Source organism: Intestinibacter sp. (genome assembly GCF_034113885.1).
Taxonomy (GTDB): domain Bacteria; phylum Bacillota; class Clostridia; order Peptostreptococcales; family Peptostreptococcaceae; genus Intestinibacter.
This window is the reverse complement of record NZ_JAXEWM010000012.1, coordinates 14,484-33,076: the sequence shown is the minus strand read 5'-3', so window position 1 is coordinate 33,076 and position 18,593 is coordinate 14,484. Positions and strand designations below refer to the sequence as shown.

The window sequence follows — 18,593 nt, the reverse complement described above, 5'->3', positions numbered from 1 at the left end:
TAAATATAGCTAGGTTCTAAATGTAGTTAACTACAATTTATTTATTTTTCATATTATTATTTTTATTATTTTGTCTATCTATACCTAATGTTCTTTCTATGTTTCTAAGTATATCTCTAAAATCGTTATCTCCATCATCGTCTAACATTATTCTTTCTCCGACTAGACGTCTAAATTCAGTTTCTGAGCTGTTTAAATCTTGATCTGTTATTCTATCTAGTCTTTGAATTCTTTCGTCTATATCTTCTATCAAGTCTCTACCATCGTCTATCATCTCTTTATTTAGTTTATTTACTTGATTATCGTTTGATTTTGCCTCTTTTTCCATGTTGTTTACAAATTTTTCGACATTATCTCTGCTGTCTTTAAGCGCTTTTTTGACTTCTTCTAGATATTTTTTGTTACCTGGATATTTATTTGTCTTGTAGTATTCTTCTACTGTGTTTAAATTTCCATACATAGTATAATTTTCTTCTAATGGCAATAAGCTCGCATTGTAGTTTCTAGTATATATATCGTAGTAGCCATTATCTGCGACATCATTCGCAGCATTATTTTGATTTGTATTGTCTCCAGGCGTCTCTTGAACTGCATTATTTTTAGTCGCTTGATCGTTGTTATTTCTAGCACATCCAACTACACCTAAAACCATTAATAATGCCAAGCATAAAATAAAAAATTTATTCTTCATATTCATACCTCCGAAAGTAATTAATTTTCTATTTTATTATTTGTGGAATTTCGATTATTATACTTTTTAGTACAAAAAAATAAGATGATTTTAATAATCAAAAACCATCTTATTGTATCAATAAGCTTTACAATTTTATTTATTATGTAAATCTATTCTACATCTAGTATATAATCTTCTATTTTTATTTCTTTATCTTGCATTTTATTTTCAATTAAGAAATCTTGTGTATCGTATAATGCCTTTATTTCTTCATCGTCTATATCGTCGTCAAAATCATACCATTCGTATAGTGATTTAACATCATCTTCACTTATATCTAATTCCTTAGCTACTTTACTTATCATTTCATCGTAATTTTTTTCCATATAATCAAGTGTGTCTTCATGAACCTTCATAAATCTCTTAACTAAGTCAGGATATTTGTCTGCAAATTCAGAATTTACAGCTATAACTGTTATACCACTTACTAATCCTTCACCATCACAAACCTTTGTACTTCCTGAATTTAAGCATTGAAGTGCAGCAGGTCCTGCAACTAAAGCACAATCTATATCTCCACTTCCTAGAGAAGTAACTGCATCAGGTATTTGCATATCCATGTATTCAACATCATCGATGCTCAAGTCTTTATCCTTTAATGCTGCTACTAATAATTGATGTAAAATAGTTCCTTTAGGTCCACCGATTTTTTTACCTTTTAAATCTTCAGGTCCTTTTATGTTCTTATCATTAGTAACTAACATAAATCCCTTTGGTGCTTGAGAATAAGCTCCTATTATCTTTAAGTCTACTCCATTTGATGCAGCTATTAAAGCTGATGTTCCACCTAAACAATGTGCAAAGTCTATATCCCCAGATGCTAAAGCTTCTGTTTGATCTGGTCCTGCTGTTATTTCAGACCAATTTACCTTTATGCCTTCAGATTTGAATTCTTCATCAAATAGTGAATCGTTCTTTTCTAATATACTTGGTACATTTAGTGGAGCTTTTACATATGTGATGTTGATTTGTTTTGGAAGCTCTGTAGTTTGTTCACTTGATGATGACTCACTTGTGCTACTAGAAGATGCGCTGTTATTTGAAGAGCATCCTGTCAACATACATAATGATAAAATCATCGATGTAGTTACTCCTATTATTTTTTTCAAATTTTTGTTCATGTTATTTTTCCCCCAATTCATTTAAAATAATTTTTTTTAAATCTATATAATAAGAATCACTTAAATCCCTATTATAGTCCTCCTCAATAAAAAATTCCTTTATAGTCTTATCCCTTTTTATAACTAAAATCTTATCTGCAATAGTAAGAGCCTCGTCTATATTGTGAGTTACAAATATAACTCCCTTTTTTGTACTCTGATGTATATTTACGACCTCTCTTTGCATTTTTCTTCTCGTAAAATAATCGAGCGGCGCAAAAGGCTCGTCCATCAAAAGTATATCTGGATTATAAGATAATGCCCTAGCAATGCTGACTCTATTTGCCATGCCACCAGATAATTCATTTGGATAGCTATTTTTAAATTTTTCAAGCTTCATCATAGATAAATATTTGTTTAAAATCTCTTTATCCATATTTTTTGAGTGAAATGATATATTTTCGCTGACTGTAAGCCAAGGCATCAATCTACTTTCCTGAAATACAACTCCGACCTTTGGAGTTATTTTTTTACCATCCTTTATATACACGACTTCTCCACTATCTGCAGTATCTAGGTTAGATAAAATTCTAAGCAAAGTAGTCTTTCCACATCCACTTTCTCCTAATATAACTGTTATTTTATCTCCATGTATCTCCAAGGATATATCAGAAAAAACGATATGCTCTTCATCTTCAATAAAAAATTTTTTATATAAATTTTTAATCACAAATCCCGTCTTAATCATCGAAATTTACCTGCTTTCCTCTACTTACTTTTTTTATTATTTTTCTAAATATAAATTCACTTATTATACCTAAAAATCCTATTATCAATATCCCAACTAATACAACGTCTGTTCTAGACATAGATCTACCATCTGATATCAAATACCCTAGTCCACTAGATGCTGCAACTAATTCAGCTCCTATAATAGCTCTAAAGCTGTATCCAAGGCCTAAATTAAGTCCTACAAATATATCGACTAAAGCATTTGGAATTATTATTTTTATAAATATCTCTAATTTTGTAAAATCAAACGCTTTCCCCACCTCAATTAACTTTATATCGCAGTTTTTTATACCACTTAGAGTATTTAAAAATATCGGGAAAAAAGATGCTAATACGATAATTATAATCTTTGATTTTTCACCTATTCCAAACCACAATATAAGCATAGGAATTAAGGCTAGAGGTGGAGTACTTCTCATAAATTCTAATAGAGGTTTAAAAAATTTATAAAGCTTTTGCTTACATCCAAATAGCATGCCAAGAGGTATAGCAAGTACAGAACTTATAAAAAATCCTATAAAAATTCTCTTCAAGCTTACTAAAACATTTTTGAAAATAGACCCATTTAAAATCATATTCTTAAATGTATCGAATACCTTTTGTGGCGTAGGTAATATGTATTCATTCCAAACACCTATTTTACATACTACAACCCATAATATAAAAATCAACAAAAAAATATAATATCCTTTTAATTTATCGTGAATTTTTTTAATCATATATCCCCCTATATTATTTGTCGTATTTTGTTTTATAGATATATTATACATCATTTTGTAAATTTTTGGAAAATATTTTGATGATAATGTAGATTTTTGTATATAATTATACTACAATAATAATATAGAATTTTCTATGCTAGAGATTTCTTTAGCTAGAATCGTTTTAAAATCAAGCTATTTATGCCTACCAGAAAAGATCATTCTAATCTGAAAGGAAATTAGTTCTATAATATGATTTCACGCTATTTTTGTGAAATATAGCAACTTTTCTTTTAGATGGACTTATCTTTTGAAAAGTTTTTTTATTGTAATAATAGTTATAAATATATAATTGTTTTATAATTATTATTATATAAATTGCATATTTAGTTTTAATTTTTTTGTCGAATAAATATACTAAAATATAAAATAATACACATATAAAAGCGTCCTTTCAAAAATCAACTAAAAAAAGTTGCTAATTAAATTTCTTTAATTAACAACTTATTTTTTTATTTATTATTTAATTAAATTCTTTTCCACTAAAAAATCATGTGCAACCTTTTCTGGGGATTGTCCCAATTCATCGACCTTATAGTTTAACTTAATCATAGTTTCTTCGTCTATTTGGCCTGATAATTTATTTAATATTTCTTCTAACTCTGGGTATTTTTCTAAAATATCCTTATTTACTACTGGAGCTGCATAATATGGTGGAAAATAATTCTTATCATCCTCTAATACTTTTAAGTCAAATTTTTCTAAAAGTCCATCTGTAGAAAAGGCATCGATTACTTGAGCCTTTCCACTTGTAAGAGCTTGATATCTCAAAGATCCATCCATAGATTTTACATCTTTAAAATTCATATTATAAGCTTCTTCTAACCCAGGAAGACCATCATCTCTATTTTCAAAAGCTAGTGTAGGTGATAATACAAACTCATCTGAGTATTTCGCCAAGTCAGAATAAGTATTTATATTGTACTTTTTGGCTACATCTTGTTCCATAGCTAATGTATATGTATTATTAAATCCAAGTGGGTCTAGTAATTGTAGATCGTAATTTTTAGATATACATTCCTTTACATGATTGTACACGTCATCTGAAGTTCCATTGGGCTGCTCCTTCATTATGTTTACTAAAATTGTACCTGTATAATCTACACATACGTCTACTTCCTTTTCTACCATTGAGTTCCAAAGTACAGTAGTCCCCAAGTTTAATTTTCTCTCTACATTGTAATCTGTGTATTCTTCTAATAAATCAGCATACATATTCCCAAGAATTAATTGTTCTGTGTAATCCTTAGAGCCTACAACTATAGTTTCTTTCTCGGCAAAGCTAGAATAGAAATATCTTCCACATCCTATAAATAAAAGCACTAATGCTGTTGCAACTCCTATTACCTTGTTTCTTCTAGCTTTATATTTAGGATCTCTGTATTCTTTTTCTTTTCTAGCTTTTTTACTCTTATTTTGAGTTATTCCAGTTGGTGTAGCTACTATTTCAATTTTTGAGAATATAAAATCTACACATAACGCCAATATACAAGCTGGTATTGCACCCGCTAAAATCATAGTGTTATTTACAGTTTGTACACCTGAAAATACTAGATATCCAAGTCCTCCAGCTCCGACAAATGCAGATAAAGTCATAAGACCCACTGCAGATACTGCTGATATTCTAACACCAGCCATAATTACAGGTAATGCAAGTGGCAATTGTATTTTAAAAAGTATCTGTCTTGGTGTTAGTCCTATTCCTGTCGCCGATTCAATAATTCCCTTGTCGATTCCAGTTATTCCAGTACACGTATTTTTAACAATAGGAAGCAATGAATATAAAATTACCATAAATATAGCTGGTGTACTACCTATTCCTAAAACAGGAACTAATAGCCCTAAAAATGCCATCGATGGTACTGCTTGAACTACATTTATAACTCCTAATACATATTTTCTAACTGATTTAAAGTGTGATATAAATATTCCCAAAGGAACACCTATAAGTATTGCTAAAATTATAGCAACAACTGTCAATTCAACATGCTGAGCTAATAAGCTCAATATTTTTGCCTTTTCAGTCACTAGGTAATTTACGAAATTATCCAAGGACATTCACCTCCATTTCTAAGAATTGTTCACTTAAAACAGAAAGTAAACTACTTCTCGTTATCAAACCTACTAGTCTTTTGTCTTTAGACACTACAGGAATATGCCCTACCTTTTCTCTATTCATAATGTCTAATATCTCTATTAAATTGCTGTCTTCATCTATATATAGAGGGTTTTTATTCATAACCTTGTATATGTAATAATCTTGAATTCCATTTTTTCTCAGTTCTTTTACTGTTAATATTCCTACTAGTAAATTATTTTTATCTACCACTAGTAAACTATCTACTTTATTTGTTCTCATTATTTCCATAGCCTGTATTACAGTTCTCGTCTCTATAGCCTTTACAGGATTTTGTATCATTATATCTTTTGCCTTTATATATTCTGGAGCACTCCACAATCTGTCACTACCTATAAAGTTTTTTACAAATTCATTTGCTGGGTGTTTTAGTAAATTTTCTGCCGTATCATATTGCTGTATCTTTCCATCCTTCATAATACATATTTTATCTGCTAGCTTTAAAGCTTCATCCATATCGTGTGTTACAAATATTATGGTCTTTTTGAGATCCTGTTGAAGCTGGTATAGAGATTCCTGTAATTGAGTTCTTGTAATAGGATCTAGTGCACTAAATGGCTCATCCATAAGTATTATTTCTGCATCTGTAGCAAGAGCTCTTATAACACCTATTCTCTGTTGCTGACCACCACTTAATTCAGTAGGATATTTGTATAAAAAATCATCTGGATCAAGTCCAACCATTTTTATAAGTCTTTCTGTATTTTCGCTTATTTCCTCTTCGCTCTTTTCACCCTTTAATTTTGGAATTAATTCGATGTTTTCCTTTATTGTTAAGTGAGGAAATAGCCCTATATTTTGTATTACATATCCTATATTTCTTCTTAATTTAATAGGATCTTCTTTTGATATAGGCTTTCCGTCTATATATATTTCTCCACTCGAAGGCTCTATAAGCTTATTTAAAAGCTTCAATGTAGTAGTCTTACCACATCCTGATGGTCCAATTAAAACTACAAAGCTGCCACTTTCAATAGTCAGAGAAATATCATCTAGTATAACCTTTTCCCCTACAGTTTTTGTAATATTCTTGATTTCAATCATATTCCAAGCCTCCTTTTTACAACTTAATATAAGGTTGTAAGTTGTTTATTGTTATAATAACATATAATTAGTTTTCTAACAATTTACACTTTTGTAACATTTATGTATCTAAAATAAATGCCATATCCTTTATATTATATATAATAATTTATAAATATTACGTGAATATTAACTTTTTCAAAAATTTTCCTTTAAATATTATTTAATATATAAATAAAACATTCTTTTGCTATAATATAATAAATATCTAAATAAAAAAAGGAGACGATATAGTGAAAAGTAGATTAAGCATTGAAAACATAAAAAATGCATTTGATAATATTGACCCTGTATTTTTAAATACGCCACAATTCATATGCGACCCTTTAAGTGAAATCCTAGGGTGCAAAACTATTTTAAAAGTGGAAACTCTAAATCCTATACGTTGCTTCAAAGGTAGAAGCGCATTTAATTATGTATCTAAATTAAAGGAGGGCTCTACTTTAGTCTGCGCTAGTGCCGGAAATCTAGGTCAAGCCGTCGCATATGCCTGCACCAAAAAAAATATAAAATCCATAATATTTGCAAGCAAAAATGCAAACCCTTTAAAAATCGAACGTATGAAATCTCTAGGTGCCGAGGTTATATTAAAAGGCGATGACTTTGATGATGCTAGAATTTTTGCAAAAGAATATGCATTAAAAAATAAATTCGATTTAATTGAAGATAGCTTAGACGTAGAAACATGTGAAGGCGCAGGTACTATAGGTATGGAGCTTCTAAAGCTAGATACTACTCTAGATGCTGTCCTAGTTGCTCTTGGAAATGGAGGCCTTCTCACTGGAGTCGCTAGATGTATAAAAGAATACTCACCTAGCACAGAAGTTATCGGTGTCGTTGCAAAGGGTGCTCCAGCTATGTCCGAATCCTTTAAAAAAAACTGTTTAATAAATTCAGAATCAATCGATACTATAGCCGATGGAATAGCCATCAGAAATCCAATTCCCGAAGTTTTAGAAGAGATGAAAATAACTGTAGATAAGGTTATCAAAGTTGGAGAAGAAGAAATCGTAGATGCTATGAAGCTTTTACATACAAACGCTTCAATAGTTGTAGAGCCTTCTAGCTCTGTAGGAATTGCTGCTATTTTAGGAAATAAAGATTATTTCAAAGGAAAAACAGTCGCTGTAGTAATTTGCGGTGCAAATATTACAGAAGAGCAAATAAAAGAATACTTATTCTAATCAAAAAAGGGACAGTTTAAAGTTATTAAACTAGTCCCTTTTTATAATTTCAACTTAATCAATCGATATATTCAATCCTGAAAGTCTCTCTGATGGCTGGATTATCACAAGCTGTCCAGGTTCACTAAACTGAAGATGATATGATTCTCCAGATGTCTGTCCTATAAAAGTTTTCCACGACAATTGAGCAACTCTGGCTTCTGGCTTTCTGCCTGTCCAAGCTACTACTGCATCTGGATCCACACAGCAAGGTGCTTCTATTATAAGTGGGTTTCCATCTGTTATTATAGCCACATCTTGGACTGAATTTGTATTGTTTTTTAAATATGTAGAAAATAAACCTCTCTGAGATAATACACCAGAACCTACAAAAGTAGTTGAATATGTAAGCTCCTCTGTAAATGCAAGCAAATTTTCACTTTCTACATTTATCGCATCACCTGGCTCTAAATGTACAACGTCTACATGGTATGCGTTTTCAGCTAAATAGACTTCTCCTCTTCCCTCTACAGACATTATAGGCACATTTTCACCTGTCAAACGTCTTTGAAGATGTCCAATAAGAGCTCCTCCTAGACCTCCACCGTTATTTGGTCCTAATAATAGCTTTTCAAATCTAAAATCACCTTTGTAAGCCACCATAGAACCTTTTTTAGCATAAAATCTTCCGCTACCTTTTACTATACACATCAATTCATTAGTTACATCAAATTTAAGCATATATCCCCCTATTTTACTAAAACATCTGAATTATTTCTCTACTTCAAATTTATTTATTTCATCTAGTAGCTCTTCTACTAATTTATCAGCTGGGATTTTTCTTATAGTTTCTCCCTTTTTAAATAAAATTCCCTGACCTTTACCTCCAGCTATACCTATGTCTGCTTCTCTAGCCTCTCCAGGACCATTTACGACACATCCCATTATAGCGACAGTCATATTTTTGTCTATGTCTTGTATTTTTTCTTCAACTTCATTTGCGATTTTTATCAAGTCGATATTGCATCTACCGCAAGTTGGACAAGATACTATTTTTATTTTGTCGTTTAATAAATTCAAGCTTCTAAGAATATCCTTACCTACCTTTACTTCTTCTACTGGATCTCCTGTAAGAGAAATTCTCATAGTGTCTCCTATTCCCTTTAGAAGTAAAGATCCTATACCTATTGAAGATTTTATAGTACCTGCTCTAACTCCACCTGCTTCTGTTATACCTATATGAAGCGGATAGTCTACCTTTTGGCTCATAAGCTCGTATGCTTCTACTGCTGTATAAATATTTGATGATTTTAAAGATATAACTATATTGTGAAAATCTAAATCCTCAAGTATTTTTACATGTCCCATAGCACTTTCAACTAGTGCTTCTGCTGTAGGTGAGCCGTATTTTTTAAGTAGTTCCTTTTCAAGAGAACCTCCATTTACACCTATTCTTATTTTTAGATCTCTTTCCTTACATTTTTCTACAACTGCTCTTACTCTATCTATGCTACCTATATTTCCTGGGTTTATTCTTATACCGTCTACACCTTGATTTATAGCTTCTAGAGCTAATTTATAATCAAAATGTATATCTGCTATTATAGGTATATTTATTTGTTCTTTTATTTTTGATATACTCTTAGCTGCGTCCATATCTACAACTGCAACTCTGACTATATCGCATCCTGCTTTTTCAAGCCTTTTTATTTGTTCTACAGTTTTTTCAACGTCTCTTGTATCTGTATTAGTCATAGATTGTACTGAAATTGGATTGTTTCCTCCAATTTTTACATTTCCAACCCTAACTTCTCTTGTTAATTTTCTTTCGTAACTCATACTTCACCTTCTACTTTTTATATAATTGTATTTAATTAAAATAATCTCAAAATATCCTTATATGTTATAAACAACATAAACGCCATTAAAATACTCATTCCAACTATATTTATCATAGACTCTTTACTTGGATCTAATTTCTTTCCACCTCTTAACCCTTCTATTAATAGTAAAAGAAGTCTTCCTCCATCTAGTGCAGGAAATGGAACTAGATTCATAATTCCAAGGTTCAAGCTTATAACTGCTCCTAAGTAAAGTAAATTAGTTATACCTGTCTTAGCAGCATCTGAAACCATTCCTATTACTCCAACAGGTCCCGCTACAGAATTTGAAATTCCACCTTCAACTCTGCCTGTCACTAATTGACCTAGAAATTCTACCATTTGAACAGTTATATCCCATGTAGTTGTAACTGCATTTGTAAATGATTTTACTATATTTTTTGTTCTATCAAATGTTATACCTATTATATAAGTCTGCGTATCTTTGTTAAATACTGGATTTATATTGAATTCCACGTCCTTATCGTCTCTATTAACTACAACTTTTACTTCTTTTCCTTTAGATGTTGAAATTATATCTGTTATATCTGTAGACGAGCTGACCTCTTGTCCATTTACAGATTTAATTTCATCGCCAACCATTATTCCAGCTACTTTTGCTGGGGCATCGTCGATTAAAGTTCCGACTTTAGTTGTAGGAACTCCTATTATTAAAAATAAAGCTACTAAAAATCCAATGCATCCTAAAAAGTTAAAAAACGGACCTGCAAATATTATACTAGCTCTTTGAAGTATAGTCTTTTCTGCAAAAGATCCTTCATTTATAGCGACTTCACCGTCTATTTCATCTGATATTTTACTTTTATCTTCTTGAATTTCTAGACTTTCATAGATTGAGTCATTTTCTTCTGATAAATCATCTTCCTCCTCTGATCTATCAAATCCGTCTTCTTCACCCTCCATGCTTACATATCCGCCTATTGGAAGTATTCTTATTGAATATTCAGTGCCGTTTTTTTCCTTGCTGTATATTTTAGGTCCCATACCTATTGAAAATTCATGGATAGTTACCCCATTTTTCTTAGCCAATAAGAAATGTCCAAATTCATGGATAAGGATAATTATACCAAATAATAATAATGCAATTACTATTGTCATATATTCACCTTCCTATTTTAGTAAATTTTTCACATAATTTCTCGTCCATATATCTACTTCTAAAATATCATCTAAAGTCGGATTACTTATGCTATTATGTGCATCTAGAGACTTTTCTATATAATATGGTATATCGTAAAATCCTATTTTATCTCTTAGAAAATTCTCTACAAGTACCTCATTAGAAGCATTTAGTACAGTTAAATATGTCTTTCCTTCTTTAAGAGCATCGTATGCAAGCTTTAAACAAGGAAATGTATTTTTATCAGGCTCTTCAAAAGTTAGCTTGCTTATTTTTGAAAAATCTATTCTCTCAAAATCACTCGCTATCCTATTTGGATATGTAAGGGCATATTCAATTGCAAGTCTCATATCCGGCATAGATAACTGTGCTATAACAGAAGTATCTATATATTCTACCATCGAGTGTATAATACTTTGAGGATGTACTACAACATCTATATTTTTGTAGTCCACGTCAAATAACCATTTCGCCTCTATCACCTCAAGACCCTTGTTCATCAAGGTAGAAGAATCTATAGTTATTTTTTGCCCCATGCTCCAGTTTGGATGCTTAAGTGCTTCTCTTTTCGTAACATTTATCAATTCTTCTCTTGTTTTACCTCTAAAAGGTCCTCCTGATGCAGTTAATATAAGCCTATTTACTTGTTTTTTATTTTCTCCATTTAAGCATTGAAATATAGCTGAATGCTCGCTGTCTACAGGCAGTATGTTTACGCCGTTTTCTTTAGCAGCCTTCATAACGATTTCTCCTGCAGTCACAAGCGTCTCTTTATTTGCAAGAGCTATGTCTTTTTTGTGTTCGATTGCCTTTACAGTAGGAATAAGACCTATCATCCCAACTACTGCAGTTAAAACTATATCTACTTCATCTAATGTAGATATCCTTACAAGACCCTCCATCGAATCTAAGACCTCTATATCTATGTATTTCGGTATTAAATTTTTTAGCTTCTCTGCGCTCTCTCTGTCGTATACTGCGACGTATTTTGGTTTAAATTCGATAATTTGCTCTAAAAGTAAATCTACACTTCTATTTGCCGATATAGCTACTACTTCAAATTTATCTCTATTTTTTCTAACTACATCTAGAGTCTGTGTACCTATTGACCCTGTTGATCCTAATATTGTAAGTTTTTTCATGTCTAATCTCCTCATCTTAATAGGTTGTACAAATGTATTATATCACTATTTTATTTTAAATATATTAATTTTTTCTTACTATAGTTTTAATATATTCAATATAAAAAAAATTATAATATAATTTCCTATGCATTATAAAAGCTGCCTCAAAAATTTTGAGCCAGCTTTTATTTAATAAAAAGTATTATTGCACTGTAAACAAAAGGTGTAACAAGTATTACACTATCGAATCTATCTAATATACCTCCATGTCCAGGTATTAGATTACCGTAATCTTTTATTCCAACATATCTTTTAATTGAAGATGCAAATAAATCTCCTATCTGTGCGATTATACTTCCTATACTTCCTAATACCAACATCCAAACAATATTTAAATTAAATATATATCCAAATATCAAGCAGCATATTGTACTTCCAAGTATACCGCCTATACTTCCTTCTATTGTCTTTTTCGGACTTACATTTGGTATCAATTTATGTTTTCCAAATAAATAACCTGAAAAATACGCAAAGGTATCAGTCATAAATGCTATTATAAATACTAGCCATACTAATTTATGACCATCAGCAAAATTATTTATTATAAGAACTATAAAATCTAGCAATATCTCCACATAAAAAATTCCAAAAAATGTAACTATTATATCCATAATATTTTTCTTACATTGTAGCATAGGTATAATAGAACATATGAATAAAATGAATATCACTATATAAGTATAGTTCATCTCTAAGCTAAAACAATTTTTTATAAATAAATAAAAAGCAAATATATATCCTAAGCTAAATATAGGATTTATTTCTTTTTCTTTAAAGGCCTTGTAAAATTCATTGATAGCTATTGCAACAATTACAAATTCACCTATATAAAGAGGTATCCCTCCTAAAATAACTAATAGCAACAATGGAACTAAAGCTAATCCCGCTATAATTCTTGTTTTCATAAATGCACTCCTTACTTAAGTCCACCAAATCTTCTATCTCTATTTTGATATGCATATATAGCCTTTTGAAGCTCTTTTTCATCAAAGTCTGGCCAATATACATCGGTAAAATACAATTCAGCATAAGCTAGCTCCCAAAGTAAGAAATTGCTCAATCTTTGTTCTCCACTCGTTCTTATAACTAAATCTGGATCTGGAATTGACTTAGTACTTAGATAATTTTTTATAGTTTCTTCTGTAATATCTTCAGAATTTAACTTTTTATTTTCAATATCCTTAGAAATTTGTTTAACTGCAGCTGTGATATCATATCGACCTCCGTAATTTAAAGCTAAATTTAAATTAGGACCATCGTTATTTTTAGTTAATTCCATAGCTCTTTTTAGTTCGTCTAAGCAAGCCTTTGGCAACTTTTCTATATCTCCAATAGCTGTTAATTTTACATTATTTCTATTTAATTCTTCTACTTCATTTTTTAAATAAGTTTGCAGTAAAGTCATTAAAGTCTCTACTTCTAAAGCCGGTCTTTTCCAGTTTTCTGTAGAAAAAGTATATAGAGTAACATATTTAATACCTAATCTTTTACACTCTCTAATAACAGTTCTGACAGTTTCTACACCAGCCTTGTGACCAGCTGTTCTAGGTAAAAATCTTTTCTTTGCCCATCTTCCATTTCCATCCATAATAATGGCGATATGTTCAGGCATTTTGTCCATATCTATATCAAAAAACATATTGTTCATATTTTCTCTCCAATACAATTTCTGACTCCTATGATAAGGAGTCAGAAAAATAAGTTACAATTAATTCTATACTATTTATATTTTGAGATATTTTTATAACTCTTGGAATTATAAGCTTATCTTTGTCTTTTCTTCCTCGAATTTCTGTAATAGTATATTCAATATTTCTATCATCAAAAAATTTTTTTACATCATCTAAATGAAGACCTAAAAGTCTATTGTACTCTTTCAAAATTATACCGCCATTATGTCTTTTTCTTTTACTTCTAATAAAGCATCTATTTCTTTTACATATTTGTCAGTTAATTTTTGTACGTCATTTTGACCCTTCTTTAATTCGTCTTCAGTTATTTCTCCGTCTTTTTGCATTTTTTTAAGCTTGTCGTTAGCGTCTCTTCTTTCATTTCTTATTCTAACTTTGAATTCTTCAGCAGCTTTTTTAGCTTTTTTAGTTAATTCTTTTCTTCTTTCTTCAGTTAATGCAGGTACATTTAATCTTATAACGTCTCCATCATTTGTAGGGTTAAGTCCTAAGTCTGAATTTCTTATTGCTTTTTCTATTTCTTTCATAGCACTTTTATCCCAAGGATTAATAAGAAGAGTTCTTGGTTCAGGAACAGATATAGATCCTACTTGATTTATTGGTGTTGGAGTCCCATAGTAATCTACTCTTATTTTGTCTAGCATTTGTGCATTTGCTCTACCTGCTCTTATTGTTGAAAATTCAAATTTAAGAGCTTCTATTGTCTTATCCATTTTTGTTTGTAATTTGTTTTGTAATTCTTTCATGTTCGTTCCTCCTAATTAATCTAATAATTATTCTACAGTTGTACCTATGTTTTCACCATATACTGCTCTTAATATATTCTCCGTTGTAAGCTCAAATACCTTTATTGGAATTTTATTATCCATACATAAAGATGTAGCTGTTGAATCCATAACTTTAAGTTCTCTTTGTATAACATCAAGATAAGTTAATTTTTCAAACATTTTTGCGTCTTCGTATACCTTTGGATCTTTATCGTATACACCGTCTACGTTTTTAGCTAATAATATAACTTCTGCTTCCATTTCTGCTGCTCTTAGTGCTGCTGCTGTATCTGTTGAGAAGTATGGATTTCCAGTTCCAGACCCAAATATTACAACTCTTTCTTTTTCTAAATGTCTAACTGCTCTTCTTCTGATATAAGGTTCTGCTATTTGTCTCATTTCAATACCTGTTTGAACTCTAGTAGGTACATCTATATTTTCTAAAGCAGCTTGTAATGCTAATGCATTCATCACTGTTGCTAACATTCCTATGTAGTCTGCTGTAGTTCTGTCCATTCCTTCTGAAGTTCTACCTCTCCAGAAGTTTCCACCCCCGACAACTACTGCGACTTCAACGCCTATTTCTTGAACCTTTTTAATAGCTACTGCAATTTCATTTACAACATCGTTATTTATTCCAGTACCTTTATCTCCAGCTAAAGCTTCCCCACTTAGTTTTAATAATACTCTCTTGTATTTTGGCTTATCCATAGAAATCCTCCTAACGTATATTATTCTTATTATTTGTTATTATAACAAAATCTTTATCTTAAAGATATATAATGTAGATTTTCTTGAAATGCATAACGGAAATTATATTTATATACTTTTTTAAAGGAATATAATTTCCTATGCATTATAAAAAAGAGAACACGTAAGTGTTCTCTTGTGGTCGTCGATTATTTAAGTTGCTTAGCAACTTCTTCTGCAAAGTTTTCTTCTCTCTTTTGTATACCTTCGCCAACTTCGAATCTTACTACTTTACCAACTTTTATATCACTACCAAGGTTTTTAGCTACTTCAGCAACTAATTTTTTTATTGTATAATCAGAATCTTTAACAAAAGTTTGTTCTAATAAGCAAACTTCTTTTAATTCTTTTTCTAATCTACCTTTTATCATTTTTTCTACTATGTTAGCAGGTTTTCCTTCGTTTAATGCTTGTGCAGTTAAAACTTCTGTTTCATGAGCTAAGTATTCAGCATCAACATCGTCTCTTGATACATATTTAGGATTCATAGCAGCAACTTGCATTGCTATATCTTTTCCTAATGTTAATACTTTTTCATCTCTAGCTTCAGTTACTAATTCAACTAAAACACCTATTTTACCAGCACCATGTATGTATCCAGCTATTTGTCCTTCTGAAGCTATAGTTTCAAATCTTCTGAAGTCTAATTTTTCTCCTATTGTAGCTATTCTATCGTTTAATACTTCTTTTAATGCTTTTCCTTCTGGATGTTTTTCTTCTAATAAAGCTTCTATAGTTGTAGCAGTAGTATTTAATGCCATATCAGCAGCATCACTTACGAAAGCTTTGAAATCTTCGTTTTTAGCAACGAAGTCAGTTTCTGAGTTTACTTCTACTACTGTAGCTTTTGTATTATCGTCACTTATTTTTATTGCTACTAAACCTTCAGCAGCTATTCTATCAGCTTTCTTAGCAGCTTTAGATAAACCTTTTTCTCTTAATATATCGATAGCTTTATCCATATCTCCATCAGCTTCTACTAAAGCTTTTTTACAATCAAGCATTCCTGCTCCAGTACTATCTCTTAATTCTTTAACCATCTTAGCAGTTACGTTAGCCATAATTATAATTCCTCCTATTATTTTAAAAATGGCAAGGAGAAACCTTACCATTCAGTTTTATCATAGTTGAGAAATTGTATTTATAAATACAATTTCTCTTAATTTCAAAGTTTAAATAAAATTACTTAAAAAGATTATTCTTGTACTTCTTCTACTTCTTCTTCAGCAACTTCTTCTTCTGCACCTTGTCTTCCTTCGATTATTGCAGTAGCCATTGCTCCAGTTATTAATTTTACAGCTCTTATAGCGTCGTCATTACCTGGGATTGGGTAATCTAATTCATCTGGGTCACAGTTAGTATCAACTATACCAACAACTGGTATACCTAATCTAGCAGCTTCTTGTATAGCTATATTTTCTTTTCTTGGGTCAACTATAAATATAGCACCTGGTAATTCAGGCATATCTTTTATACCGTTTAAGTTCTTTTGTAATTTTTCTTTTAAAGCATTTAATTTTATAACTTCTTTTTTAGGAAGAACATCAAAAGTTCCATCTTCTTCCATTTTTTCTAATTCTCTTAATTTTTTGATTCTAGTTTGGATAGTTTTGTAGTTTGTTAACATACCACCTAACCATCTTTCATTTACGTAGAACATTCCGCATCTTTCAGCTTCTTCTTTTATAGCTTCTTGAGCTTGTTTTTTAGTTCCTACGAATAAAACTGGTTTTCCAGTTTCAGCGACTTCTTTCATGAAGTTGTAAGCTTCTTCAACTTTTTTAACTGTTTTTTGTAAATCTATTATATAGATTCCGTTTCTTTCTGTGAAGATGTATTTAGCCATTTTAGGATTCCATCTTCTTGTTTGATGTCCGAAGTGAACACCAGCTTCTAATAATTGTTTCATTGATATTACTGCCATTTTTACCTCCTGGTTTTATACCTCCGAAATGTTCAACTCCCTAATCGACCATCTCTGGCACCTTTTAAGGATCCCATTTTCGTGTGTATTTTTTTATTTTTATTTTTTCACCTTTTGTAGTATATCATAGGAAAAAACAAATTTCAATAATTTTAATTCAATATATTTTTTATTATTTGTATTTCGACTTTAAGCTCAATAAAAAGCACTTATTTTTTACTTATCGCCATAATATTATAATATTAGTTTTACAATTACTGTTTATTTAAAAGTATTTTCAACTTTGTCTTAAAAGAAACATTATCTATGCTATTTCCACTCACTATATTTAGTCTACCTAATTCATTTCCAGCAGAATCATAATATTTTATAATTCCCAAAATCTCGCCTTTTTTTACAGGATATGTTATTTCTTTTATAGTTACTTCGCTTTTTATGTCTTCATCTTCTCTAGATATCATATATAAGTCCTGACCAGATTTTAAGCATACCTCTAGCTCTTCTATTCCATATATATATTTTTTACCTATTAACTCGTCTTTTTTAACTACATTTTTTGTGTAAAAATTTTCTTTTCCATATTTCAGTATAGATAATGAAGATTTCGTCCTTTTGTCCTTGTGATTGGCTCCTAATACAACTCCTATTAATCTATTATTCACATCGTTTTTTTCTTGATCTTTATGAACCTTCATAGAAAAGCATAGACAATAACCTGCATTTCCCGTATAACCAGTTTTAACACCATCTACATCTGGTAATAATTGGAGCAATACATTCGTATTATTTTTACAAAATCCTCTTTTTGGATAAGAATAAACCTCCTTGTCTGTTATAGATATCACTTGCTTTTCGTAATTATCAAACATATACTTGGCCAATATAGCTATATCTCTTGCTGTAGATATATTTTCCATAGGTGGCCTCTTTGGATCCTTTAAGCTATAAATTGGAAGTCCATTCGGATTTACAAAGGTCGTATTTTTCATGCCTAGCTCTTTGGTCCTCTTATTCATAATGTCTACAAAATTATCTACACTACCTCCTATATATTTTGCAATTGCTACAGCTGCATCGTTTCCAGATACAATCATAAGACCATTCATAAGCTCTATTAAGGGTACTTTCTCTCCCTCCTTCAACTTATAAGAAGAACCTCTCACCTTTGCAATTTCTTTATCTATTTCTACTAAATCGTCTTCTTTTACTTTGCCCTCCTCGATTGATTCTATAGCTATTAAAAAAGTCATCATCTTACTTAAGCTAGCTAAGGGCATCTTTTTATCAGGATTTTTCTCATATAGTGTCCTATTTGTCAGTTGGTCTATCAATATAGATCCCTTTGAATATTTATCTACATCGTCATAAGCTAGACAATAATTAAATGTAAAAACATTCAAAATTATAGATATCAATAATATTTTTGAAATAAAACTTTTCAAAGCTGTCACCTTCCCAGTAATAATGAATACTCTCTTATTTTTTCA

Annotated in this window: 19 protein-coding genes; 1 reads left to right on the top strand and 18 read right to left on the bottom strand. The window is 30.6% G+C overall.

Features of this window, described 5'->3' with window-relative positions; all coding sequences use genetic code 11:
- Window positions 1-37: 37 nt before the first annotated feature.
- From SPD90_RS00840 to SPD90_RS00815, 6 genes are all read right to left on the bottom strand, one after another.
- Window positions 38-691 carry a hypothetical protein gene (locus SPD90_RS00840; RefSeq protein WP_320625832.1) on the bottom strand — a complete coding sequence of 218 codons (654 nt, stop codon included), beginning with the start codon at window positions 689-691 and terminating at the stop codon, window positions 38-40.
- Window positions 692-843: 152 nt separating this feature from the next.
- Window positions 844-1,854 carry an NrtA/SsuA/CpmA family ABC transporter substrate-binding protein gene (locus SPD90_RS00835; protein ID WP_320924026.1) on the bottom strand — a complete coding sequence of 337 codons (1,011 nt, stop codon included), beginning with the start codon at window positions 1,852-1,854 and terminating at the stop codon, window positions 844-846.
- Window position 1,855: 1 nt separating this feature from the next.
- Entirely contained in the window at window positions 1,856-2,581 is a 726-nt protein-coding gene (locus tag SPD90_RS00830; protein ID WP_320626361.1) for an ABC transporter ATP-binding protein, read from the bottom strand.
- Window positions 2,574-3,344: an ABC transporter permease gene (locus tag SPD90_RS00825; RefSeq protein WP_320626360.1), complete on the bottom strand. Its 771-nt coding sequence runs from the start codon at window positions 3,342-3,344 to the stop codon at window positions 2,574-2,576. Before SPD90_RS00825 ends, SPD90_RS00830 begins: the two co-directional genes overlap by 8 nt.
- Window positions 3,345-3,845: 501 nt before the next feature.
- Window positions 3,846-5,444: an ABC transporter permease/substrate-binding protein gene (locus SPD90_RS00820; RefSeq protein WP_334309405.1), complete on the bottom strand. Its 1,599-nt coding sequence runs from the start codon at window positions 5,442-5,444 to the stop codon at window positions 3,846-3,848.
- Window positions 5,431-6,567, bottom strand: coding sequence for an ABC transporter ATP-binding protein (locus tag SPD90_RS00815; protein WP_320624814.1), 1,137 nt, complete (start codon window positions 6,565-6,567; stop codon window positions 5,431-5,433). The genes SPD90_RS00820 and SPD90_RS00815 overlap by 14 nt, the downstream gene beginning before the upstream one ends.
- Before the next feature lie 272 nt (window positions 6,568-6,839).
- Here SPD90_RS00815 and SPD90_RS00810 point away from each other — a divergent pair, with 272 nt between their 5' ends.
- Window positions 6,840-7,790 (top strand): threonine ammonia-lyase, encoded by a 951-nt coding sequence (locus SPD90_RS00810; protein WP_320924024.1) that lies wholly within the window; start codon window positions 6,840-6,842, stop codon window positions 7,788-7,790.
- Window positions 7,791-7,844: 54 nt separating this feature from the next.
- Here the strand turns inward: SPD90_RS00810 and SPD90_RS00805 are convergent, their stop codons facing one another.
- From SPD90_RS00805 to SPD90_RS00750, 12 genes are all read right to left on the bottom strand, one after another.
- Window positions 7,845-8,510, bottom strand: coding sequence for an AIM24 family protein (locus tag SPD90_RS00805; protein ID WP_320626329.1), 666 nt, complete (start codon window positions 8,508-8,510; stop codon window positions 7,845-7,847).
- Window positions 8,511-8,540: 30 nt separating this feature from the next.
- Window positions 8,541-9,608 (bottom strand): flavodoxin-dependent (E)-4-hydroxy-3-methylbut-2-enyl-diphosphate synthase, encoded by a 1,068-nt coding sequence (ispG, locus tag SPD90_RS00800; protein WP_320626328.1) that lies wholly within the window; start codon window positions 9,606-9,608, stop codon window positions 8,541-8,543.
- A gap of 35 nt (window positions 9,609-9,643) precedes the next feature.
- The gene (gene rseP / locus SPD90_RS00795) at window positions 9,644-10,768 is read right to left on the bottom strand and encodes an RIP metalloprotease RseP (protein ID WP_320626327.1); all 1,125 of its coding nucleotides are present in this window, start codon (window positions 10,766-10,768) and stop codon (window positions 9,644-9,646) included.
- 12 nt (window positions 10,769-10,780) lie between these two features.
- Window positions 10,781-11,932, bottom strand: coding sequence for a 1-deoxy-D-xylulose-5-phosphate reductoisomerase (locus SPD90_RS00790; protein ID WP_320626326.1), 1,152 nt, complete (start codon window positions 11,930-11,932; stop codon window positions 10,781-10,783).
- A 167-nt stretch (window positions 11,933-12,099) separates the two neighbouring features.
- Complete coding sequence (locus SPD90_RS00785) at window positions 12,100-12,879, bottom strand: phosphatidate cytidylyltransferase (RefSeq protein ID WP_320626331.1); 780 nt, start codon at window positions 12,877-12,879, stop codon at window positions 12,100-12,102.
- An 11-nt stretch (window positions 12,880-12,890) separates the two neighbouring features.
- Window positions 12,891-13,622 (bottom strand): isoprenyl transferase, encoded by a 732-nt coding sequence (locus SPD90_RS00780; protein WP_320924023.1) that lies wholly within the window; start codon window positions 13,620-13,622, stop codon window positions 12,891-12,893.
- Window positions 13,623-13,650: 28 nt separating this feature from the next.
- Complete coding sequence (locus SPD90_RS00775; protein ID WP_320924022.1) at window positions 13,651-13,854, bottom strand: hypothetical protein; 204 nt, start codon at window positions 13,852-13,854, stop codon at window positions 13,651-13,653.
- Between the two features lie 2 nt (window positions 13,855-13,856).
- The gene (gene frr / locus SPD90_RS00770; RefSeq protein ID WP_320626708.1) at window positions 13,857-14,411 is read right to left on the bottom strand and encodes a ribosome recycling factor; all 555 of its coding nucleotides are present in this window, start codon (window positions 14,409-14,411) and stop codon (window positions 13,857-13,859) included.
- Window positions 14,412-14,438: 27 nt separating this feature from the next.
- Window positions 14,439-15,143 carry a UMP kinase gene (gene pyrH, locus SPD90_RS00765; RefSeq protein WP_320626707.1) on the bottom strand — a complete coding sequence of 235 codons (705 nt, stop codon included), beginning with the start codon at window positions 15,141-15,143 and terminating at the stop codon, window positions 14,439-14,441.
- A gap of 188 nt (window positions 15,144-15,331) precedes the next feature.
- Window positions 15,332-16,243, bottom strand: coding sequence for a translation elongation factor Ts (gene tsf, locus SPD90_RS00760; protein WP_320626706.1), 912 nt, complete (start codon window positions 16,241-16,243; stop codon window positions 15,332-15,334).
- 134 nt (window positions 16,244-16,377) lie between these two features.
- Window positions 16,378-17,106 carry a 30S ribosomal protein S2 gene (rpsB, locus tag SPD90_RS00755; RefSeq protein ID WP_320924021.1) on the bottom strand — a complete coding sequence of 243 codons (729 nt, stop codon included), beginning with the start codon at window positions 17,104-17,106 and terminating at the stop codon, window positions 16,378-16,380.
- Window positions 17,107-17,360: 254 nt separating this feature from the next.
- Window positions 17,361-18,557 carry a D-alanyl-D-alanine carboxypeptidase family protein gene (locus tag SPD90_RS00750; RefSeq protein ID WP_320924020.1) on the bottom strand — a complete coding sequence of 399 codons (1,197 nt, stop codon included), beginning with the start codon at window positions 18,555-18,557 and terminating at the stop codon, window positions 17,361-17,363.
- Between the last annotated feature and the right edge of the window lie 36 nt (window positions 18,558-18,593).